Source organism: Micromonospora sp. CPCC 205558, assembly GCF_036902955.1.
Taxonomy (GTDB): domain Bacteria; phylum Actinomycetota; class Actinomycetes; order Mycobacteriales; family Micromonosporaceae; genus Micromonospora.
In genome coordinates this window covers 411,848-428,573 of the sequence record NZ_JBAKHR010000006.1, presented here as the reverse complement: position 1 = coordinate 428,573, position 16,726 = coordinate 411,848, and the positions used below count along the sequence as shown (strand labels likewise).

Genomic DNA, 16,726 nt, shown 5'->3' with positions numbered 1-16,726 from the left:
CCTCCGACTTCGCCGCGCCGCCCGCCCGCCGCGCCGCCCGCCCGCCCGCCGCGCCGCCCGCCGCTGCTGGCTGCCGCTCGCCCCGCCGACAAGATCGCGCTCGATCCTGGTTGTAGTGGCCTCCGTGGCGACCGAGACCACTAGATCCTGGATCGAGCGCGATCTTGGGGCGGCGGCGGGCCGCCGGGGGCGAGGGGTTGGCGGAGGCGGCGAGGCGGGGGGCCGGCGAGGCGGCGAGGCGGTTGGTCAGGTCGCCAGTAGGAGGGCGGCCGTTGTGCCGAGCAGCAGGAACGGGCCGAACGGCAGGTGGCTGCTCCAGTTGGCTCGGCGGGTGACCAGCAGACCCAGACTCACCAGGGCGGAGAGCCCGAAGGTGAGCAGCATCCCGAACAGCAGCACCGGCCAGCCGTACCAGCCGAGCAGCGCGCCGACGCTGAGCGCCAGTTTGGCGTCGCCCAGGCCGAAGCCGCGCCGGCCGAGCAGCAGCGCGGTGCTGGCGAAGAAGAGCGCCAACCCGGTGCCGCCGAGGACGGCCCGCAGCCAGTGCCCCGGGTCGGCGTCGAGCGCGGCCACGCCGAGCAGCAGCCAGGTCCCGGCCGCTGCGGGCAAGGTGAGCCGATCCGGCAACCGGTGCACGGCCAGGTCGACGAAGATCGCCGGGATCGTCCAGCCGAGCCACCAGATCAACGCCGGCAACGCCCCGCCCGTCGGAGCGCCGAACGCCAGCAGCACCGCCGCCGCGAGCACGGCCAACTCGACGGTGCCCGGCGGTGAGCCGACCCGGGCACGGCAATGACCACACCGGGCCGCCGGGCCCAGCGCCGGCCAGGGCCGGGTCAGGCCGACCGGTGCGCCGCAGGCGTCGCAGCCGGCCCTGCTGGGCAGGCCCGGGGGTACGGCGTGGCGCAGCGCGGCCAACCGCATCAGCGGGCTGACCGCAAGGATCGCGAACACGGTCGAAACGGCCAGATGCCACCTCGCGACGGTAATCACGGATCGTGATTGAACGATCGCTGTGGTGTTGCGGATAGCGCGGAAAGCGACCTGCCGACCCGGGCCGGCGAGGGTGCTTCGGACCGCTTCCGAGTCGGGCGTGCCGTTGGGCGAGGCGGCCGGCTGATCGACCGACGACGCCGTTCGAATGCCGGGATGAGGCCGCGATGTCCCACTCCCGCGACCCGTGATGCGAGTCCGATGATCCCGGTCGGCACGGCGACGCCCCATCAATAACGACCTTTCGCTCGGCCATTGCCACGGGCGCGGTGTGGACACCCGCCACCACCACCTGTCATCACCCAGAGTGTTCACTTGAATTGCCTCTGTTGCATCGTCGAGCGTCAGCCTATGCTCGCCCCTTGGGTGTGACGCAAGCCTCACCTTCACCATCGGACGACACAGGACCCCCAATTTGTAGAAGATCCGTAAAGGTGAATGCGGAAGCGCAATGAACGGCTCCGGATGTGCTGATCCGGGCGCGCTTCCGCATGCCCGGCGGCGGTGGGCCATCACCGCCTCGGGCGACCACGAGGAGGCTCGACGGTGCGCGGACGGCAGCTCAGACGAGCGGCAATCTGCCTGCTGGCGGTCGTGGCGGCGATGCCGGTGACCGCCTGCGCCAATGGACAGGAAACGGTCGAACGGCCGACGGCAGCCCGCGACGACGGGCACCGGATCAATCCCGACGTCGATCGGAACGCTGCCGAAAAGGCGGCACTTGACGCGTACTCCGGTTATCTCACGGCCTCCCGGAAGGCGGGCCAACGCAGTGATCCGCGCGCGCCGGAACTTTCCCGGTTTCTCGCTGATCCGCTGCTGACTCGGGTTCGGGTGTCCATTCGCGAGGCTAAGGAGCACGGCGCTATGCGTACCGGGACGTTGAAGTCCGACCCGACCGTCACCGCCGTCAGCCTGGACGCGAAACCGGCCACCGTGCAGATCCAGGACTGTCTGGACACGACCGGCTACCGGCTGGTCTACGCCAAGGACAAACGCCCGGTTCCGGGCAGCGGCGGCGGCCGGCACCTCTCCACCGCCACCGCGACCCGGTATCCAGACGGCCGCTGGTTGATCAACTACGGCGCGACGCACCGGGACCAGCCGTGCTGACCCGGTCCGCGACGACCCGACGGGCGCTCGCCGGGATCGGCCTCGCGCTCCTGCTGGTGCTCGGCGCGACAGTGCCGGCCACCGCCGCTCGACGGGCCGACCCGGGAGCCGGCTGCCCGCCCGACCAACCCGACTGCAGCGTCTGGGACGACGAACCCGGCAACCCCGGTGATCCCGGCGGCGGCGGGGACGACGGTGGGGGCGGGGACGGCGGCGGGGGCGGGGGCGGTGTCTGCCAGTGGAACGGACGGACCATCCCCTGCTACGACGAGGACCTGGGCTGGTTCAACAACGGCGACGGGTGCTACTACAAGCTGACCGAGGGATCGGTCGAGCCGCCCGAGGGCGAGCAGTGGTATCTGCAGACCTGCAACGGCGGCGACCTGGGTGCCCAGGACGTGGTGTCGCGGGCCGATCCGCCGCCCGGCTTCGGCGCGCCGCCCGACCCGGAGGAACTGGCCCGCCGCGCCCTGGCCTCGATCAGTCTGCTGCCAGCCCCGTTGGGCGTCGCGCCCCGCAAGCGCGTCGGCCCCGGCCTGGTCGGCCTGCCGGTGTGGATGTGGTCCGAAAAGAACACGAGCTACTTCGGCCCGATATTCGCCAGGGAAACCGACCGCGGCCTGACCGTCGAGATCACGGCCGAGGTCACCCAGATCGTCTGGGACATGGGCAACGGGGACACGGTCCCCTGCCCTGATGAAGGCACCAAGTACGAGTCGACGGGCAAGTGGGCGGGCGAACCCTCCCCGGACTGCGGCTACGACAAGGGCTACCAGAAGGCCGGCACCTACCGGGTCACCGCCACCACGTACTGGACGGTGACCTGGCGCGGCGGCGGCGAGAGCGGGGTGATCCCGGTGACCCGAAACAGCGGCACGGTGCCGATCCAGATCAACGAACTCCAGGTGGTGACCCGATGAGCCTCGCGACCCGCAACGGGATCGGATCCGTGGACGCGCCCGTCAACCCGCCCACTGTGGTCCGACAGCGGCGGGTCCGCCCCGGGCTGCTCGGTCTCGCCGTCCTCCTGATCGCCCTGGGCGGGCTGGGCGCGGCGTTCGCTGTCACCTCGGTACGGGCGACCGGCAGCTATCTGGCGGTGGCCCGGCCGGTGGAGGTGGGCCGCGAGATCAGCGCAGCGGACCTGGTCACCGTGCAGGTCGCCGGCGGCCAGGGGTTGCGCCCGGTGCCCGCCGGACGGCTCGACGAGGTGGTCGGCAAACGGGCCGCGGTCGCGCTGCTGCCGGGCACGCTGCTCACCCTGGGACAGGTCACCGACGAACCGCTGCTCGGCCCCGGCCAGCAGCAGATCGCGCTCGGTCTGAAGACCGCCCAGGTGCCGGCCCGCGAACTGCACCCCGGCGACAAGGTCCTGCTGGTCAGCACTCCGGACAAGAGCACCAACTCAGACACGGCCACCGCCGCCGGCACCCGGTTCGCGGCCACCGTCATCGACATGGTCAGCCCGGGCAACGACGACAGGGTCGTGTATCTGGCGCTACCCACCCGTGACGTGCCCGCCGTGGTGGCGCTCGCCGCACAGGAACGGCTCGCCGTCGTGCTGACCGAGGCGGCCTGAGCATGGCGATCATCGCGTTGGTGTCCGCGAAGGGTTCGCCCGGCGTCACGACCTCGGCGCTGGCCTGCGCGCTGGCCTGGCACCGGCGGCTGGTGATCGCCGAATGTGACCCGGCCGGCGGCTCGATCCTCGCCGGATACCTCGGCGGCCAACTGGACGGCCCACGCGGCATCGGAGAGTTGGCCGTCGGGGAGCTGCGCGACGGCAACCTGGAATCCGAGTTCTGGTCGCAGCTGGTCGACCTGGATGCGCCCCGCCGGGAACGGCTGCTGCTGCCCGGCATCGTCGACCCGGCCCAGGGCGGCAGCGTCACCCCGCTCTGGCAGCGCTTCGCCGACTACTTCGACGCCCTCGACCGCGGCACACCCGGCTACGACGTCCTCGTCGACTGTGGCCGGCTGCACGTGACCGGGCCGCCGTGGCCGGTGCTGCGGGCCGCCTCGGTGGTGCTGTTGGTGACCCGGGCGCACCTGCCGGACCTCTCCGGGGCCCGCGCGGTGGTCACCACGATCGAACGGGACTTCGCCGAGCACCGGGTGCCCCCGGGCACCCTACGGCTGCTGCTGGTCGGCGACGGGCACGGCCGGGCCGAGATCAGCCGCGCCCTGAAGCTGCCGGTCATCGCACGGCTGCCGCACGATCCGCGTACCGCCAGGGTGCTCGCCCTGGGCGGCACAGTGCGGGCCGGTCGGCCGCTGATGCGCGCGGCGGCCGCGCTGGAGGTCCCGATCGGGGCGCTCCTGGAGCGACGACGGGCCCGGTTGGCGTGGCCCGTGCAGCAGGGGGTGCCGGATGCGGTTTGAGCCGGTCTCCACCGACCCGCGCCAACAGCCACCGGACGTGACCTCCACCGCGCCACCCCTGGCCGTGCCGAACGGCCGGCACCACCAGTCCGGGCCACAGCCGCAGCCGATGCCCGCGCTCACCCCGCCGCCGGAGCTGCCGCCCCGGCCCCGGATGGACTTCCAGGTGGTCCGGGAGCTGCGCCGGGAACTCACCGAACGGCTCACCCTCTGGCAGCGCGGCCGGGAGTTCACGATCGACGAGGAGGACACCGAGCGGGCCCGCCTCGCCGTCACGGTGGTCGCCGCGTACGCGGACTCGGTGCGCCGGGCCGGCACGCCGATGGCCGCCAGCGAGGAACGCCTGCTGCTCGACCAGGTGACCGCCGAGTTGGTCGGGCTCGGCCGGCTACAGACCCTGCTGGTCGACGACACCATCGAGGAGGTGCACATCCTCGGCTGCGACCAGGTACGCATCACCCGGCACGGCGGTGGGGTGGACTGGGCCGAGCCGATCGCCGACAGCGACGCCGAACTGGTGGAGATCCTCCAGGCGGCGGCCCGGCGGGCGGGTGCGACCGAGCGGTCCCTCTCCACGGTGAAGCCGACCCTCGACCTGCAACTGCCCGACGGCAGCCGGCTGGCCGCGGTGTTCCTGGTCAGCCACCGCCCGTACGCGGTGATCCGCAAGCACAACACCCTGGACGTGAGCCTCGACGACCTCGCGGGCGCCCGAGGTGACCTGGACGAGATGATCGACCCGCTGCTGCGCGACTTCCTCCGCGCGGCCATGCGCGCCGGTCTCAACATCATGGTCGCCGGGTTGGCCGGTGCCGGAAAGACCACTGTCATCCGGGCGCTGATGAACGAGATCCCGCCCGACGAGCCGTACGTGCTGCTGGAGGAGAGTCGGGAGCTGCTCCCGGCCCGCCGCCTGCAGCGGCACCGGGCGGTGATGAGCTTCGAGGCCCGGGAGGGGCACGGCGAGCGCGGCTTCGATGGCCGCCCGGCCGGTGAGGTGACCATCGCCGACCTGATCCCGCTGTCGCTGCGGATGGGCGTCCTGCGGATCATCGTGGGCGAGGTGCGGTCCCGGGAGATCGTGCCGATGCTCCAGGCGATGACCACCAGCCGAGGGTCGATGTGCACCATCCACGCCCGTACCGCCGCCGGTGTGAGTGAACGGATCGTCGAGCTGGCGTTGGCGCACGGCCGGGAGATGACCGTCGACCAGGCCCGCCGGATGGCCGGCAACGCCCTCGACCTGATCGTCTACGTCACCATCGAGGACGAGACCGCGATCGGTGGGCGCAAACACCGGTTCGTCTCGCATGTGGAGGAGGTGATCGGGGCCGGCGATGCTGGTCGGATCACCACCACCACGGTCTTCGGGCCCGGCCCGGACGGTCGTGCGGTCCCCCGGCACCTGCCGGAGCGGGTCCGCGATCAGTTGCTGCGGGTGGGTTACGACGCGCGGCTGCTGACCCGGTGGGTCGAGGCCGGCGCCGGTGCCTGGCGGCGGCCCCGGCAGACCCGACTGGCCCGGCGGGTGACCTGATGCTTGGCAGCCTGGAAATGATCGCGGTGGTCTCCGGGGCCGCCTGCGTGGCCGGGCTGCTGCTGGCCGTGGTCGCGCTGATCGGCACCCGCCGGCCCCCCGGGCCGCCCCCGGGCGGTGGGCCGGGGCTGAGCCGACTGTGGCGCGGGCCCGGCAGCACCCCGGCCGAGCAGCGGGCCTACCAGGCACTGCTGGTCGCCGCGCTGGTCGCCGGCGCGCTTGCGTTCCTGTTGACCGGGTTGCCGGTGGTGGGTCTGCTGGTGGCGGTGGCGGTGCCCGGCACCCCGTGGCTGTTCGGGGTGGGCAAGGCCGAGCAGCGGGCGATCTCCCGGATCGAGGCGGTCGGCGAGTGGACCCGCCGACTCAAGGACGTCTCCGGCACCGGGCAGGGCCTCCAGCAGGCGATCATCAGCACGATCGGCAGCGTGCCACCCGGCATCGAGGACGAGGTACGGCTGCTCGCCGCCCGTCTCCAGGCCGGCTGGCTGGCCCGCTCCGCGCTGCTGGCGTTCGCCGACGAGATCGCCGACCCGGTCTGCGACCAGGTGGTCGCGGCGCTGATCCTGCACCTGTCGGACCGGGGTGAGCGGCTGGGTGACGTGCTCGGGTCGATCGCCGGCGCGGCGTCCTCGGAGGTGGCGACCCGTCGGGAGATCGAGGCCAAGCGCACCCAGCCCCGGTTCGCGGTCCGCTTCCTCACCGGGATGACCCTGGCGACCCTGGCGTACGGGCTGGTCAACACCGAGTACATCAAGCCGTACGGCACGCCGGTGGGTCAGCTGGTGATGGCCGCCCTCGGCGCCGCCTTCATCGGCCTGCTGGCCTGGGTGCGGTCGATGAGCCAGCCGCAACGGCCGGCCCGGTTCCTGCCGGTGCCCGACCCGAGCGAGGTGATCGCGTGAGCGCGAGGAGTGCAGCGCAGCGGAGCCCCACAGTCGCGAACGAAAGGCGGCTCCCGTGATCGTGAACTGGCAGTTGGCCGTCGCGGTCTGCGGTGGCGCCGGGATCGGGTTCGGGGTGTTCCTGGTGATCCGGGAGTTGGTGCCGGCGACTCCGGCGCTGGGCCCGGCGCTGCGCCGGCTGCATCAGCCACCGGGCACCGGCCGACTCGCCGCGCCCGCGTCCCGGCGACTCGACTGGCTGACCGGGTTGTCCCGATGGCTGCGCCCACCGCACCAGCAGTTGGCCCTGATCGGTCAGACCTCCGAGCAGTACACGCTGTCGGTGCTGCTCTCGACGCTGTTCGGGCTGGCCACGCCGACCCTGCTCGGGGTGGCGCTGTGGGTGCTCGGCATCCCGTTCCCGTTCGTCGTACCGGTGCTCGGCAGCCTCGGACTGGCGCTGCTGGCCGGGCTGTTGGCGCACCGGGCCGTGCTGACCAAGGCCGACGCCGCCCGCGACGAGTTCCGCCAGGCGGTCTGCACCTATCTCGACCTGGTGGCGTTGCAGCTCTCCGCGGCACACGGGCCGGTGCAGTCGCTGGAACGGGCCGCGGCGGTCTGCGACGGCTGGGTGTTCGACCGGCTCCAGGAGTCGCTGCGGATCGCCCAGATGCAGATGCACGCGCCCTGGGACGAGCTGCGCGACCTCGCCGACAAAATCGGTATCCCCGAGCTGGGTGACGTTGGCGCGATCATGCGCTCCTCCGGCAGCGAGGGCGCGCAGGTGCACGAGACCCTGCGCAGCCGGGCCGACTCGCTACGCGACCAGATCCGTACCGACAACCTCGCTCGCGCCGAGGCGGTGACCAGCAAGCTCGACATCCCGGGCGCGCTGCTCGTCTTCGTGTTGCTCGGGTTCGTCCTCTATCCGTTCGTCGCCCGTGTCTGACCCCCGAAGGAGAACGCGATGTCCATCCTCAGCTACCTGCACGTCGTGCTGACGACGCGCCTGGCCGAGCTGCGCCGCGACGGCGAGCGCGGCGACAGCCCGGTGCCCACCGCGGTGATCATCGCCGGCCTGGTCGTGGTCGCCATGGCCGTCACCACCCTGGCCCTGGCCAAGGCCAACAACTGGATGAACGGCATCCCGGACCACACCGACCCGAAGTAGCCGGGATGCGCCGAGCCGTGCTCACGAGGTGGCACCGGGTGGCAACCGCCGCCCGGCGCCGCCTCGCGGCCGGCGACAGCGAGCGGGGTGCCAACCCGGTGGAGCTTGCCGTGATGATGCCGCTGATCCTGGTGCTGCTCTTCGCCTCGATCCAGATCGCGGCGGTCTTCCTCGCCCGGTCGACCGCGTTGAACGCCGCGCAGAGTGGCGTCAACGCACAGCGGACGTACCAGGCGGAGAAGGGTGCGGGGGTGGAGAGCGCGTCCCGTTTCCTCAAGGCCGCCGGCGGCTGGCTGGTGGGCTGGGACAAATCCGGCGTGACCTGCGAGACCACCCCGACCGAGGTGACCTGCACGGTGAGTGGCCGGTCCCTGTCCGTGGTGCCGGGCGTGGACTTCGCCATACAGCAGACCGCCCACGGGACGGTGGAGAGGGTGACGACGCCATGACCGGCAGCATCGAGCGGGGCTCGGTCTCCATCGAGGTGGCGGTGCTCGCGCCCGCGTTCATCGCGCTGATGGTGCTCGCCGGTGTGGTCGGGCGCAACGCGGTGGCGGCGGAGGCGCTCGACGCGGCCGCGCACGACGCCGCCCGGGCGGCCTCGATCTCCCGGGATTCCGCCACCGCCCGGCAAAAGGCGCTGGAGGCGGCCCAGAAGCAGCTGGACTGGCACGGCCTGGCCTGCGCCAACGACCTGGAGCCCACGTTCGCCGGCTGGAAGGATGGCAAGTCATCCACCTTCGACGGCGCCTTCAACAGCACGGCCGGTACGGACGCCTCGGTGACGGTGACGATCAGCTGCCTGGTGTCCTTCAAGGACATCACCCTGGACATCCTGCCCGGCATGAAGGGCGGAGAGCTGGTCACCGGGCAGTTCACCTCTCCACTTGACCGTTACCGGAGTCGACAATGACGGCCAACACGTCGGCGGTCAGGTCCTCGCCGGCAGGTGACCACGGCCGGGTGAGCATCTTCCTCGCGGTGACGATGGTCGGCGTACTGGCCATCATCGGCCTCTCGTTCGACGGCGCCGGGCAGCTCCGCACCCTGCAACGGGCCCAGAACCTGGCCGCCGAGGCGGCTCGGGCCGGCGGTCAGGCCATCGACCGGGCCACCGCCATCGAGGGCGGACCGAAACGGATCGACCAGCCGCAGGCGCGTGTGGCGGTCGCCGCCTATCTGAAGTCCGTGGGCGCCGCCGGCCACACCGTGAGCTTCCCCGAGGTCGACGGGGAAACCCTGATCCGGGTGACCGTCTCCATCACCTACCACCGCTCGATGCTCGGACCGTTCGTCCAGGACAAGTCGGTCACCGTCACCGGCGAGGCGACCGCGCGTGCCATCACCGCAGCACCGTAGGAAGGAAGGCAGCCATGCCCGTATCGGGTGGGTCCGTCGTACGGCGGACCGGACGGATCCTCACCGGCATCGGCGCGCTGGCCGTGCTCCTGGTGCTGCTGGTCGGCGCGCCGATCGCGTTGCTCGCCTTCGCCGGTAACCCCCTGCCCGACCACCTCCCCACGATCAGCGAGGTGGGCACCGCGCTGACCAGCCGGGACGACGGTCAGCTCTTCCTGCGGGCGCTGGCTGTTGCCGGCTGGTTCGGCTGGGCCACGTTCGCCTTCAGCGTCCTCGTCGAGGTGGGCGCACAGACCCTGCGTCGGCCGGCGCCGAAGCTGCCCGGAATGGGCCGCCAGCAGAAGGCCGCCGCCGCGCTGCTCGGCTCGGTCGCGCTGATCCTGGTCGCCAGCCCGGCCGCCGCCAGCGCCGCCGCGGTCTACGGAACTCCGGCGTACGCGAATCCGGGCGCACCGGCCGTCACCACGCTGGCCGCGCCGACCCGCGCCGCGATGACACCGGACACGGCCGCGCCGGTGGCCCAGGGTGGGTTGCTCGGCATGGCCGGGGCAGGGCTCGCCGCACCCGGTGGCTCGGCGGCGAACGACGAGGCCGCGCCGGTGTACCGGGTGGCGCGGGGCGACTACCTCGGGGAGGTGGCCGAGCGGTACCTGGACGAGTTCGGCGACTACCGACAGATCGCCAAGCTGAACAAGCTCGACGACCCGGACCGGATACGCCCCGGCCAACTCCTCCGGCTGCCGACCGAGGCCGACGACCAGGGGGCCCGGCAGCACGCGACCGGCCGGCTCGTCGACCGGCCCACGGCGTCGAAGCCGCCCGCGCCCCGGCCGGTGCCCGAGCAGTCCGCGCCGCCGCGGGTGGCCCCGGCACCACCCAGCGGTACGGAGTCAGCCGTCCAGCCACCCGCGATGACGGTCGGTGCGGCCCGCGCCGGTGCCGCCGACCGGGTGAACCGACCGCTGGCGGTCTCCGCCGTACTGGCCGTGGCGAGCATCGTCGGGGCCCAGATCGGCGCGGTCCTGGGGCTGCGCCGCCGCCCGGCCACCGCAGGCGGCGCTCCCCGGCTGGCCGCGCCCTCCCGCACGCCCCGACGCGGCGCGGGAAGAAGCAGCAGCGGTGCCGCCGGCCGGAGCAGCAGCGCGAGCCGGAGCGGCAGCGGCGGCGGCGCGGGCCGGCGGACCAGCGGCGGGGCGGCCGGCAGCGGGGCCGCCTGGGCTGCCAGCCGGGCCGCGGCGGCCATCGAGGCCCCCGCGACGCCGAACAGCGACGCGGGACCGAGCGGGAACGACGTCGCACCTCGCGGTGGTGGAGCAACACCTACCGGCAGTGGCGTCGCGCCGACTGGCGGTGGGGTGACACCCGCCGGTAGCGGGTTCGCCGCACCTGGCGGTGGGATGACACCCGCCGGTAGCGGGTTCGCCGCACCTGGCGGTGGGATGACGCCCGCTGGAAGCCCAGTGGCACCGGCCGGAAGCGGAATGGCCTACCCCGGCAGCACGGCGTTCCCGGGCAGCGGGATGGCGCTCTCCGGCGGCACGGCACCCCCCGGCGGCGCAAGGGCGACCACCCGCCCCGGCGGCTGGAGTGGTGACGACGGCTGGGCCGCCGATGGCGAAGGCGGACTGTTCAACAACGGTGAGCACGGCCTGGACTCCGTGCCGGACGGCCCCCCGGTCGGCCGCCACCGACGCAGCTGAGGCGACAGCGGCTGCCGCTCAGGGCAGGCGGGTCTGTAGCACGCCGTTCTGGATCCGGGTGGGCAGGACCTGCTGGTCATTGCCGGAGGGCCCCTGCACGACCTCGCCGCCGTTGAGCCGGAACGCGCTGCCGTGCCACGGGCACACCACGCAGGCGTGGCCGTCGATCTCCTGCACCTCGCCCTCGCCGAGCGGCCCACTCTGGTGCGGGCAGCGCTCCAGCATCACCGTCACCTCTTCACCGTGCCGGTAGAGGATCACCGAGATGTTGTCGTCCACCTCTCGGGTGATGAGGGTGCGTTGCGGCAACGTCGCCATGTCGGCCAGCGAGTGCCAGCCGTCGGTCATCCGGTGCAGCTCGGAGACGCTCTGGTTGACCTGCGCCCCCTGCTTGTACGCGAGGTGACCCCCGATGTACGCCCCGAGGCTCACTGCGGAAAGCCCGAGGAAGCCGAGAGCGCGGCCCATCCCGTGGCGGCCGGACAGCCGTGCGGCCAGCGAGCCGGCGTAGATCGCCACGCCGACGGTGTTGGCGGCGGCGTGCACCAGGCCGACCCGGCGCTGGTCCCGGGAGAGGGCCGCCCAGTCGTTCAGGCCGGCGACCGCCGCTGGCAGCGCGCTCACGGTGCCCAGACCGATCAGCAGGGTGGCGGGACGGCGCTGCCCGCGCATGAGGTCCAGCACGGCGGCGCTCATCCACGCGCCGACCGGAACCTGCACCATCGCCGGGTGCAGTGGATGCCCGAGGGTCACCCCGTGCAGCAGATCGCGCAGCCGGCGCGGACGCAGCGTCCCCAGGACGACCTTCTGCAACCGGTCACCCGCGCCGTCCAGCCGGGAGTCCTGCTCAACTTTCGTCAAAAGTGCTCGCACGAGTACCGACTTCCCGGCGATCGCCGTCGCAAACCGACCAGCGACGACAAACCTGCCGCACCGCCCACGCCGCCGATCTTGCACTTCGTGCCCCACCGTTCCAGGGCATAAGGCGCATAACACCAACCAGAAGTGCAAGATCGACGGGGATTGTGGGGGTGGGGCGGGGCGGGCATGCTGGCGGGATGGGTGTGCGGGTGGAGCGGCGCGGGGCGGTCAGCACCGTGGTGCTGGATCGGCCAACGGCTCGCAACGCCGTCGACGGGCCGACGGCGCGGGCACTGGCGGACGCCTTTCGGGCCTTCGAGGCCGATCCGGACGCGTCGGTGGCCGTGCTCTGGGGCGCCGGTGGCACGTTCTGCGCCGGCGCCGACCTCAAGGCGATCGGTACGCCGAGCGGCAACCGGGTCGAGCCGGAGGGGGACGGCCCGATGGGTCCGACCCGGATGACGCTCAGCAAACCGGTGATCGCGGCGATCTCCGGGTACGCGGTGGCGGGCGGGCTCGAACTGGCGCTCTGGTGTGACCTGCGGGTCGCCGAGTCCGACGCGACACTCGGGGTGTTCTGCCGCCGCTGGGGAGTGCCGTTGATCGACGGCGGCACCGTCCGGCTGCCCCGGTTGATCGGCGAAAGTCGGGCCATGGACCTGATCCTCACCGGCCGCCCGGTGCCGGCCGAGGAGGCGTACACGATGGGGTTGGTCAATCGGTTGGTGCCGCCCGGCCAGGCGCGGGCCGCGGCCGAGGAGTTGGCGGCGGCGATCGCCCGGCACCCGCAGACCTGCCTGCGCAACGACCGGGCGGCGCTGCTGGCCGGTGCGGGGCGGGAAGAGCCGGAGGCGCTGGCGACCGAGTTGGCGTACGGGATGGATTCGCTGGCTGCGGACGCGGCGGCCGGCGCGGCCCGGTTCGCTGCGGGCGAGGGCCGACACGGCGCGACGCCGCCGGGAGAGTCACCTCCCCCGACGGCGTCGGCCTCCGGCTAGCTCAGTTGCGGTTGATGGTGAAGGTTGTCGTGGTGTTGCGGATGTCCTGGTAGTTGTTGGTCAACCGCAGGTTGTTGAAGGTGACCGAGCCGACCGCCGGACCCTGACCAGGTTCCGGCATCTCGTTGGCCCAGATCGCGTAGCCGGACTTCGCGTCGTACGCGTCACCGCTCTTGCGGACGCCGCTGATCGAGATGTTGGTGAACACCGTGTCGGTGATCGGGTTCTCCGGCTGCGACCCGTTGTACTTGGTCTGGAACATGATCCCGGTGTACGTCGGGTCGACGATGTCCACGTCGGACACCCGGATGCCCCGGAACTCCTTCGAGGCGGAGAAGACCCAGATCGCCGGGAAGGTCTGGGAGCCCCAGAAGTGCCCGCCCGCTCTGATCAGCGAGATGTTCTGGAACTGGGTCGGCGGGCTGGCCCCGAACCCGATGAACGGGTAACCGAAGTCCAGTGAGCTGATGGTGATACCCGAGTACGTCAACATGTCCGCGATGTACAGGTTGCGGAAGATGTTGTTGTAGCCGCCGTAGACCGCCAACCCGGCCGCCCGCCAGGTCAACGTGGCCGAGAGATTCTCGAACACGTTGCCGTTGTTGCCGGTCGACGCGCCCTGGTCGGTGGCCGAGAAGAGGGCGAACGCGTCGTCGCCGTTCGACCGCCCCTCGGTGTTGGTGATCAGGTTGTTGGTGCTGCCGTTGGTCAGGTTCACCCCGTCGGCGAAGGTGTTGCGGAAGCGGCTGTTGCGGATGGTCAACCCGCTGACGCTCACACCCCAGTACGCGCAGACGGTGTGCTCGACCCAGACGCTGTCCAGGGTCATGTTGTCGACGTCCTTCAGCTCACCCCAGACCTTGCCCGGACCGTCGATCCGGTTGGTGTAGTTGCCGAAGAAGGCCAGGTGCGAGAAGGACGACCCGCTGGCCGAGGACTCCACCCGGAAGCCCGCGTCGGTGTTCTGCTGGCCGGTCGGCGTCTGGAAGCGGGTGTACCACATGCCCGCGCCGACCACGCTTATCGGCTTGCCGTACACCTGGAGCTTCTGCGCGGTCTCGTAGGTGCCGGCCGGCAGGTAGACGCCGATCAGGTTGCCGGTGGTGTCCATCCGGACCGCGTCCAACGCGTTCTGGACGTCCTGGTGGCTGAAACCGGACGGCACCCGGTAACGGGCCGGGTCCGGGTTGGCTCGCGGTGCGACCAGCTCCAGGTTGATGAAGTCGATCGCGTACGTGGTGGTGTTGGCCGGGTCCTTCTGCAGACGGATCGTGCTGCCGGCCGGGATTGTCGAGTTCAGCATCACGTTCGCCTCGTCGTACAGGTGGCGAGGTGGGCCGGCGCTCGGCGAGTCGCTCGGGCTGGCCTCCGAGCCGTACAACCAGATGTGCTTGGAGGTCAGGTTGATCGGCTTGTGCAGGGTGCCGTTGACGTAGATGTTCAGCGTCGAGTCGATGCCCCCGCCGCCCGCCGAGTCGGGGATGGAGAAGCGGGTGACCAGGGTGTTGGTCGCCGCCCGGGTGGTCCACTCGACGTACGCGCCGGTGCTGTTCAGGGTCACCGCCCGACGTCCGGACGCCTCACCGCCGAGGTTGCCGATGTCCCGGTTCGGCCCGACCTGCCCGGCGCCGCCGCCGGTGGTGCCGTCCTCGGCCTCGTACATGTCGTAACCGAGGTTGGCGCCGCGCCCCACGAAGAGCGGGCGGTCGGTGGTGTTGTTGGTCTGCTTGACCGGCAGCTCGTTGCCGTCCACGGCGAGCACCACCCGGACTGTGTACTTGCCGTTCGCGGCGGTCCAGGTGCCCAGGTTGACCGGGCCGACCGTCGTACCCGCGTTGATCACCCCGGAGTACGAGCCGGTCAACGTACGGACCACGGTGCCGGATTCGTTGAGCACGGTCAGCGTGATGCCGTGCGCGCCGGACGCGGACGCCTGGTTGCCGGCGTTGCGGATCGACACCGAGAAGGTGACGGTGCTGCCCGGCGGCGGGTTGCCCGGTGACCAGTCGACCGCGGAGGCGATCAGGTCGGAGCTGGCCACCGCGCCGACCACCAGCGGGCTGGGGTTGGTGTAGCTGTTGTTGGTGTCGTCGGACTCGACGACGGTGTTCGACTCGTCGACCTTCGCGCTGAGCGGGTAGCTGCCCGAGTCGCGGGTGCCGATGCTGGCGCTGACCGTGGTCGACGCCCCGGCCGCGAGGCCACCGACCGACGCCGTGCCGACCCGGGTGGCGCCCAGGTAGAAGTTGACGTTCGTCGCGCCGGAAGCCGCCGAGCCCGCGTTACGCACGGTCGCGGAGAGCGTGATGGTGCTGGTCTCCACGGGCGCGGACGGGCTGAACGACATGCCGGTCACGGTCAGGTCCGGGTTCGGCGCCGGAGTGCCGAAGACCTGGAACTCGGCAACCTGCCCGGCCGGGGCACCGGTGTTCGAGGCGATCGAGAGCCGGACGTCGGCCGCCGCGCCGGAGACCGGGATGGTCACCGTGTTGCCGCTGCCCGGATTGAAGGTGTAGTTCGCCGCGCCGACCAGGGTGGTGAAGCTCGACGAGCCCTGGTCCCGGCCGAGCACAGTGATGTTCTGGGTACGCGTGCCCCACACCGAATCCGGGTTGAGCTTCAGGACGACCTGGCTGAGGCTGGCGTTCGCGCCGAGCTGCACGGTCAGCGTGCTCGGGTTGCCGTTGCCCTCCCAGTAGGTGGCCGTGTTGTTGTCGTTGGCGTTGGTGGCCACGAACGTGTGCACGAACCCGGAGGCGCTGATCGGCTTACCGATCGCCAGGTTGCTCCCGGTGGGCGGGTTGCCGGTGCCGGTCCGGGTCACGGTGTTGCTGTTCGCCGACTGGTTGCCGGCCGCGTCCTTCGCCCGGACGTGGTACGACACCGTGGCGCTGTCCGCCTGGCTGTCGGTGTAGGTGAGCGTCGAGCCGTTGACGCTGCCGCGCAGCGCGCCGTTGGCGTAGACGTCGTAGCCGGTCACCCCGACGTTGTCGGTGGACGCCGACCAGGTGAGCCGGATCTGCCCGCTGGCCGGCTGGGTGTAGGCCAGGTTGCCCGGCACGCTGGGTGCCTGGGTGTCGGTGCTGCCGGTGTCGCCGTACACCTCGACCTCGGAGAACTGCGCGGCCGGCCAGCCGGTGTTGGCGGTGACCTGCACGCGTACGTAGCGGGTGCTGGCGGCGGTGAAGCTGACCGTCGCGGTGTTGCCGCTACTCGGGTTGAAGGTGTAGCCGGCGGACGCCTTCAGGGTGGTGAAGGACGAGCCGTTGGTCGACCCGAGCACCGAGAGCGTCTGCGTACGGGTCTGCCAGTCCGACGAGGGCGGCAGCTTCAGCACCACCCGGTCCACGCTGACCGTGGCGCCCAGGTCCGCCTGGATCCACTGCGGGAACGCGTTGTTGGCGCTCTCCCAGTAGGTCGACGCGTTGCCGTCGTTGGCGTTACCCGCCACGTAGTTCTGGTTGTAGCTGCTGGCGGTCATGGTGGCGGAGAGCCCGGCGAGCATGGCCACGCGTGCGGCGGCGACGACCGGGTCGGCCTTCGGTGCCGCGCTGGCCGTGGGGGTGACGACCGGGGCGGTGGCGAGGAGCATCCCGGCGAGTGCGCCGGCGAGCATCCGACGGCGCGTGCGGGCGGTGCGGGGGACGGTGCTGGGCGCGCCGGTTGGCGGCGTGCCTCGTCTGGTGCCGGTCCTGGACATGGGGTCGCTACACCTCTTTCGGGGGTGGGTG

15 protein-coding genes and 1 pseudogene are annotated in these 16,726 nt (G+C 71.8%); 13 read left to right on the top strand and 3 right to left on the bottom strand.

Annotated elements, in window-relative coordinates; genetic code table 11:
- Positions 1–246 precede the first annotated feature (246 nt).
- Positions 247–924 (bottom strand): prepilin peptidase, encoded by a 678-nt coding sequence (locus tag V6U86_RS09385; protein ID WP_334500858.1) that lies wholly within the window; start codon positions 922–924, stop codon positions 247–249.
- A 615-nt stretch (positions 925–1,539) separates the two neighbouring features.
- On the opposite strand from V6U86_RS09385, the gene V6U86_RS09380 reads away from it, so the two are divergent.
- From V6U86_RS09380 to V6U86_RS09325, 12 genes and pseudogenes are all read left to right on the top strand, one after another.
- A complete protein-coding gene (locus V6U86_RS09380) occupies positions 1,540–2,106 on the top strand; it encodes a hypothetical protein (protein WP_334500793.1) in 567 nt (188 codons plus the stop codon).
- Positions 2,100–3,026: a hypothetical protein gene (locus V6U86_RS09375; protein ID WP_334500791.1), complete on the top strand. Its 927-nt coding sequence runs from the start codon at positions 2,100–2,102 to the stop codon at positions 3,024–3,026. Before V6U86_RS09380 ends, V6U86_RS09375 begins: the two co-directional genes overlap by 7 nt.
- On the top strand, positions 3,023–3,685 hold the full coding sequence (locus V6U86_RS09370; protein ID WP_334500789.1) for an SAF domain-containing protein: 663 nt from the start codon (positions 3,023–3,025) through the stop codon (positions 3,683–3,685). Before V6U86_RS09375 ends, V6U86_RS09370 begins: the two co-directional genes overlap by 4 nt.
- Before the next feature lie 2 nt (positions 3,686–3,687).
- A complete protein-coding gene (locus V6U86_RS09365) occupies positions 3,688–4,488 on the top strand; it encodes a ParA family protein (protein ID WP_334500786.1) in 801 nt (266 codons plus the stop codon).
- Positions 4,478–6,025 carry a CpaF family protein gene (locus tag V6U86_RS09360; RefSeq protein WP_334500784.1) on the top strand — a complete coding sequence of 516 codons (1,548 nt, stop codon included), beginning with the start codon at positions 4,478–4,480 and terminating at the stop codon, positions 6,023–6,025. The genes V6U86_RS09365 and V6U86_RS09360 overlap by 11 nt, the downstream gene beginning before the upstream one ends.
- Complete coding sequence (locus tag V6U86_RS09355; protein WP_334500856.1) at positions 5,980–6,927, top strand: type II secretion system F family protein; 948 nt, start codon at positions 5,980–5,982, stop codon at positions 6,925–6,927. The genes V6U86_RS09360 and V6U86_RS09355 overlap by 46 nt, the downstream gene beginning before the upstream one ends.
- Positions 6,928–6,985: 58 nt before the next feature.
- Positions 6,986–7,855 carry a type II secretion system F family protein gene (locus tag V6U86_RS09350; protein ID WP_334500853.1) on the top strand — a complete coding sequence of 290 codons (870 nt, stop codon included), beginning with the start codon at positions 6,986–6,988 and terminating at the stop codon, positions 7,853–7,855.
- An 18-nt stretch (positions 7,856–7,873) separates the two neighbouring features.
- A complete protein-coding gene (locus V6U86_RS09345) occupies positions 7,874–8,077 on the top strand; it encodes a hypothetical protein (RefSeq protein ID WP_334500781.1) in 204 nt (67 codons plus the stop codon).
- A 5-nt stretch (positions 8,078–8,082) separates the two neighbouring features.
- Complete coding sequence (locus V6U86_RS09340; RefSeq protein WP_442934903.1) at positions 8,083–8,526, top strand: TadE/TadG family type IV pilus assembly protein; 444 nt, start codon at positions 8,083–8,085, stop codon at positions 8,524–8,526.
- Positions 8,523–8,990 carry a TadE/TadG family type IV pilus assembly protein gene (locus V6U86_RS09335; protein ID WP_334500777.1) on the top strand — a complete coding sequence of 156 codons (468 nt, stop codon included), beginning with the start codon at positions 8,523–8,525 and terminating at the stop codon, positions 8,988–8,990. The genes V6U86_RS09340 and V6U86_RS09335 overlap by 4 nt, the downstream gene beginning before the upstream one ends.
- On the top strand, positions 8,987–9,436 hold the full coding sequence (locus V6U86_RS09330) for a pilus assembly protein TadG-related protein (RefSeq protein WP_334500775.1): 450 nt from the start codon (positions 8,987–8,989) through the stop codon (positions 9,434–9,436). Before V6U86_RS09335 ends, V6U86_RS09330 begins: the two co-directional genes overlap by 4 nt.
- 14 nt (positions 9,437–9,450) lie before the next feature.
- Positions 9,451–10,518 (top strand): annotated as a pseudogene (locus tag V6U86_RS09325) (LysM peptidoglycan-binding domain-containing protein); the annotation flags it as partial.
- Positions 10,519–11,154: 636 nt separating this feature from the next.
- Here V6U86_RS09325 and V6U86_RS09320 read toward each other — a convergent pair.
- Positions 11,155–12,009, bottom strand: coding sequence for a DUF2231 domain-containing protein (locus V6U86_RS09320; RefSeq protein ID WP_334500773.1), 855 nt, complete (start codon positions 12,007–12,009; stop codon positions 11,155–11,157).
- Positions 12,010–12,194: 185 nt separating this feature from the next.
- On the opposite strand from V6U86_RS09320, the gene V6U86_RS09315 reads away from it, so the two are divergent.
- Positions 12,195–12,995: a crotonase/enoyl-CoA hydratase family protein gene (locus tag V6U86_RS09315; RefSeq protein ID WP_334500771.1), complete on the top strand. Its 801-nt coding sequence runs from the start codon at positions 12,195–12,197 to the stop codon at positions 12,993–12,995.
- A gap of 1 nt (position 12,996) precedes the next feature.
- Here V6U86_RS09315 and V6U86_RS09310 read toward each other — a convergent pair whose 3' ends face one another.
- Positions 12,997–16,695 carry a discoidin domain-containing protein gene (locus tag V6U86_RS09310; RefSeq protein ID WP_334500769.1) on the bottom strand — a complete coding sequence of 1,233 codons (3,699 nt, stop codon included), beginning with the start codon at positions 16,693–16,695 and terminating at the stop codon, positions 12,997–12,999.
- Positions 16,696–16,726 lie beyond the last annotated feature (31 nt).

Coding starts and splice junctions, on each gene's coding strand:
- V6U86_RS09385 (WP_334500858.1), bottom strand. CDS start 924: ATGCGGTTGGCCGCGCTGCGCCACGCCGTACCCCCGGGCCTGCCCAGC.
- V6U86_RS09360 (WP_334500784.1), top strand. CDS start 4,478: ATGCGGTTTGAGCCGGTCTCCACCGACCCGCGCCAACAGCCACCGGAC.
- V6U86_RS09370 (WP_334500789.1), top strand. CDS start 3,023: ATGAGCCTCGCGACCCGCAACGGGATCGGATCCGTGGACGCGCCCGTC.
- V6U86_RS09335 (WP_334500777.1), top strand. CDS start 8,523: ATGACCGGCAGCATCGAGCGGGGCTCGGTCTCCATCGAGGTGGCGGTG.
- V6U86_RS09315 (WP_334500771.1), top strand. CDS start 12,195: ATGGGTGTGCGGGTGGAGCGGCGCGGGGCGGTCAGCACCGTGGTGCTG.
- V6U86_RS09330 (WP_334500775.1), top strand. CDS start 8,987: ATGACGGCCAACACGTCGGCGGTCAGGTCCTCGCCGGCAGGTGACCAC.
- V6U86_RS09345 (WP_334500781.1), top strand. CDS start 7,874: ATGTCCATCCTCAGCTACCTGCACGTCGTGCTGACGACGCGCCTGGCC.
- V6U86_RS09310 (WP_334500769.1), bottom strand. CDS start 16,695: ATGTCCAGGACCGGCACCAGACGAGGCACGCCGCCAACCGGCGCGCCC.
- V6U86_RS09365 (WP_334500786.1), top strand. CDS start 3,688: ATGGCGATCATCGCGTTGGTGTCCGCGAAGGGTTCGCCCGGCGTCACG.
- V6U86_RS09340 (WP_442934903.1), top strand. CDS start 8,083: ATGCGCCGAGCCGTGCTCACGAGGTGGCACCGGGTGGCAACCGCCGCC.